Genomic DNA, 3,924 nt, shown 5'->3' with positions numbered 1-3,924 from the left:
GATCCAGATCGGCTGCACCGCGACCTCCGACTGCGCATCGGCCATGGTCGCGGTTGACGAAGGCATCTTCAAGAAGCACGGGCTGGACGTCGAGATGACGCCGATCGCGATCAACTCCAACATCCCGGCGGCAATCCTGTCGAACTCGATTCAGGTCGGCGGCCCCACCTCCACCGTCTTCCTCCAGGCCGTCGACGGCGGCCTCGRCCTCGTCGCGATCGCCGGCGCCTCGGTCATGAACACGACCTCGAACACCGCGATCGCCGCCTTCGTCCGCAACGGCCTCACCATCAAGGAGCCGAAGGATTTCGTCGGCAAGAAGGTCGGCGCGCCCGGCCTGAACGCCTTCCTCCACGTGCTGTTCGTGAAATGGCTGGTGGAGAAAGGCGTCGATCCCAAGAGCGTCAATTTCGTCGAAGTCACGTTCCCGAGCATGGCCGACATCATCAAGTCCGGCGGCGTCGATGCCGTGCTCACGGCCGAGCCGTTCGTCACACGCATGACCAATGCGGGATTAGGCTCAGTCGGCGCGCGGTACGGCGCCGAGCTCGGCCGCACCGATCCGATCATCTTCTACGCCGCGTCGCGAGACTGGGCGGAGAAGAACGCTGCGACCGTGAAGAAATTCCGCGAGGCCATCGCGGAGGCCGCCCCAATCGTCAACAGCGATCGCGAGAAGGCCTCCGCCTCGATCGCCAAGTTCACCAAGCAGCCGCTCGAGCTCGTCAAGGCGACGCCGCCGAACCAGTCCGAGCCGAACCTCAAGCCGGAAAACCTCAGCTGGTGGATCGACGTGATGTCGTCGCAAAAGATGCTGCAATCGAAGCTCGTCACCGCGAAACTGGTGCTGAACTAAAGGACATTGGCGATGCCTGCTCCCGAACGCGCTCTCGACCGTGCTCCGGCTGAAGCCGGAACGTTGAGCGAGCGCGCCGCAACCCTCATCGAGCAGGACATCCTGGCCGGACATCTCGCACCGGGATCGCGGCTCGGCATCGTCGATCTCGTGCAGCGCTACGAGATCGGCGCGACGCCCCTGCGCGAAGGCCTATCGCGGCTGATGTCACGCGGCCTGATCGTCGGCATCGGCCAGCGCGGCTTTCGCGTCGCAGAGGTCAGCCGCGAGGATCTCGCTGACATCACCTGCATGCGGACGGCGGTCGAGATCGAGGCCGTCAGGCTCGCCATTCTCCATGGCGATGTCGCCTGGGAGGCTGGCATCGTCAGCGCGCTGCATCAGATGCGCCGGCATATCGAGCGCACCGGCAATGAATTCCGCGAAGGCGCGGCCGATTTCGACCGGCTCCACAAGGGCTTTCACACCGCGCTGCTCGCCGCCTGCGGCTCACAGCGAATGCTGGCGGCCCATTCCGACCTTTACGACCAGGCCTATCGCTACCGCCGCGTGATGATGGGTGCGATCGACAGCGGCGAAGGGTTTATCCGGAGTCACCAGATGCTCGCCGACCATGTGCTTGCCCGTGACCTGGCCGCCGCGCAAAAAATGCTGGCGGCGCATCTGCACTCGACCATCGATTTCGTCTATCCGCAGGCGAGCGGGGAGCAATCATGAGTGTCGTTGCCATGCTCGACGAAGCGCGCGCCGCGCGGCGGCAAAAAACGCTGATCGCGTTCAACGCCGCGACGCTGCGGCTCGGCGGCAAGACCATCATCGAGAATCTCGATCTGGAGGTGCGGCCGGGCGAATTCCTCTGCATCGTCGGCGCCTCAGGCTGTGGCAAGACCACGGCGCTGCGGCTCGCCGCGGGCCTCTATCGCCCCACAAGCGGCGCCGTCACCTTCGACGGCGAGCCGATCACCGAGCCGCGCCGCGAGGTCGCGATCGTGTTCCAGGATTATGGCAAGGCGCTGTTGCCGTGGCGGACCGCAGCCGGAAACATCTCGCTAGCGCTGGAAGCCTCTCGTGTGCCGGCGCGCGAGCGCGGCGCGCGCATCGAGGCGCTGCTGCGCAAGGTCGGCTTGCCCGGCCATGCCGACAAATATCCGAGCGAAATGTCGGGGGGCATGCAGCAGCGCCTGCAGATCGCGCGCTGTCTTGCGCAGGAGCCGACGACGCTGCTGATGGACGAGCCGTTCGGCGCGCTCGACGCGATGACGCGCCAGGGCTTGCAGGACGAGGTCCTGTCGCTGACGCACGCGAGCCAGACGACCGTGATCTTCGTGACCCACGATCTCGACGAGGCGATCTATCTCGGCGACCGCGTCGTCGGCCTGCTGCCGCATCCGGGCCGGATCGGGATCGAGCTCGATGTCGACCTGCCGCGTCCGCGCGACCAGCTCGCCACCCGCGAGCATCCGGAATTCCTGCGGCTGCGCCGGCAATTGTTCGACTTCATCAAGGCGACCGAACATTGAGCCTCGACCGCGCCAGGCCCCTGCTGTTGCCGCTGGCGCTCACGCTGGCGTTCGAGCTGTGGGCGCGCCTCACCCATCTGCAAAGCGACAGCCTGGCCCCGCCGAGCGCGATCCTCGCGGCGCTGGCCGCTGCGCTTGCCGACCTCTCAATTCCGATCGCGACCCGCGACACGCTGTTCGCCGCCTTTGCGGGCCTCGCGATCGGCAGCGCCATCGGGCTTTCACTCGGCATCGCCTTCGGCATCTCGCGTCCCCTTGACCGGCTGATGGAGGTGACGGTCGAGGCGATCCGTCCGATTCCGTCGATCGCGCTGCTGCCGATTGCGCTGATCGCGCTCGGCTTCGGCTACCGGATGGAGATCGTGATCGTGGCGTTCGCCTGCGTCTGGCCGATGCTGATCCTGACGCGCAGCGCGGTGCGCAGCATCGAGCCGCGATTGATGGAGATGTCGCGGGCCCTGCGGCTGAGCGCGCCGCAGCGGATCGCGAAGATCGTGATCCCGGCCGCACTGCCGCGGATCTTCGTCGCCTTCCGCCTGTCGGCCGGCATTGCCCTGATCGTCGCCGTCACCGTCGAGATCGCGATCAATCCGATCGGGCTCGGCGCCGGCATCATGCTGGCGCAGCAGGCACTGCGCGCCGACCTGATGCTCGCTTATCTGCTTTGGATCGGCGTGATCGGCTACGCACTGAACATCCTGTTGATTGCGGCCCAGCGCCGCCTGTTCGGCCGCGCCGCGCTTGCCGGAGACAATCCATGAACCGCGCTGCGATCCTCTGGCGCGTCGCTAGCATCCTCGTCGCGGCCGGCTTGATCGCGGCGTGGCAGCTCGCCGCCAATCTGCGGCTGGTCTCGCCGGTGTTCCTGCCCGGTCCGGACCGCGCCTGGGCCGCCCTGATGCGGGGCTTTTCAAGCGGCGATCTCGCGGGCAAGCTGATCGGCACGCTCGAGCACATGGCCTATGGCTGGCTCGCCGCATCGATCGCCGGCATTGCGCTCGGCGCGCTGATCGGATCGTCGAAGATGATGCGCGCCTATGTCGCGCCGTCGCTGGAATTTTTGCGGCCCCTTCCGGTCTCGGCGATCATCCCGGTTGCGATCGCCATGCTCGGGCTGACGCGAGGCATGGCGCTGTTCGTGATCGCCTTCGGCGCGATCTGGCCGATCATGCTTGCGACCATTCACGGCTTTGCCGCGGTCGAGCCGCGGCTCTATGAGGTCGCCCGCTCGCTGCAGATGTCGCGCGCCGCAATCATCGGCAAGATCGCCCTGCCCTCGGCATTGCCTGATATCCTCGCCGGCATGCGCCTCAGCCYGACGGTTGCGCTGATTCTCTCCGTGGTCTGCGAAATCCTGGCCGGACTCGACGGCCTTGGTCAATGGGTCCTGCTCTCGGCACGCGCGTTCCGATCCGCCGACCTCTTCGCCGGCGTCATCCTGCTCGGTGCGACCGGATATTTGACGTCGATTGCGATGTCGCTCGTCGAGCAGCGACTGCTCGCCTGGCAGACTGCGGCCCGGTAGCGGTGATCGCATCGCCAAATACA

The 3,924-nt window shown here is 66.4% G+C and carries 5 protein-coding genes; all 5 read left to right on the top strand.

Annotation, left to right across the window (positions count from 1 at the left end; genetic code table 11):
• On the top strand, nt 1-856 hold an 856-nt coding region (locus AC1D00_RS30785; protein ID WP_477013254.1), incomplete at its 5' end, for an ABC transporter substrate-binding protein.
• A gap of 12 nt (nt 857-868) precedes the next feature.
• Nucleotides 869-1,573 (top strand): GntR family transcriptional regulator, encoded by a 705-nt coding sequence (locus AC1D00_RS30780; RefSeq protein ID WP_027543381.1) that lies wholly within the window; start codon nt 869-871, stop codon nt 1,571-1,573.
• Nucleotides 1,570-2,376 carry an ABC transporter ATP-binding protein gene (locus tag AC1D00_RS30775; protein ID WP_477013253.1) on the top strand — a complete coding sequence of 269 codons (807 nt, stop codon included), beginning with the start codon at nt 1,570-1,572 and terminating at the stop codon, nt 2,374-2,376. The genes AC1D00_RS30780 and AC1D00_RS30775 overlap by 4 nt, the downstream gene beginning before the upstream one ends.
• Nucleotides 2,373-3,137, top strand: a complete 765-nt coding sequence (locus AC1D00_RS30770) for an ABC transporter permease (RefSeq protein WP_135175559.1) — start codon at nt 2,373-2,375, stop codon at nt 3,135-3,137. The genes AC1D00_RS30775 and AC1D00_RS30770 overlap by 4 nt, the downstream gene beginning before the upstream one ends.
• On the top strand, nt 3,134-3,901 hold the full coding sequence (locus AC1D00_RS30765) for an ABC transporter permease (RefSeq protein WP_477013252.1): 768 nt from the start codon (nt 3,134-3,136) through the stop codon (nt 3,899-3,901). The genes AC1D00_RS30770 and AC1D00_RS30765 overlap by 4 nt, the downstream gene beginning before the upstream one ends.
• The last annotated feature ends 23 nt before the right edge of the window (nt 3,902-3,924 follow it).

It is taken from the genome of Bradyrhizobium sp. P2_E8 (assembly GCF_056403875.1).
Note: the sequence above shows the minus strand (reverse complement) of the source record. Positions and strands in the feature narration are given on the sequence as shown.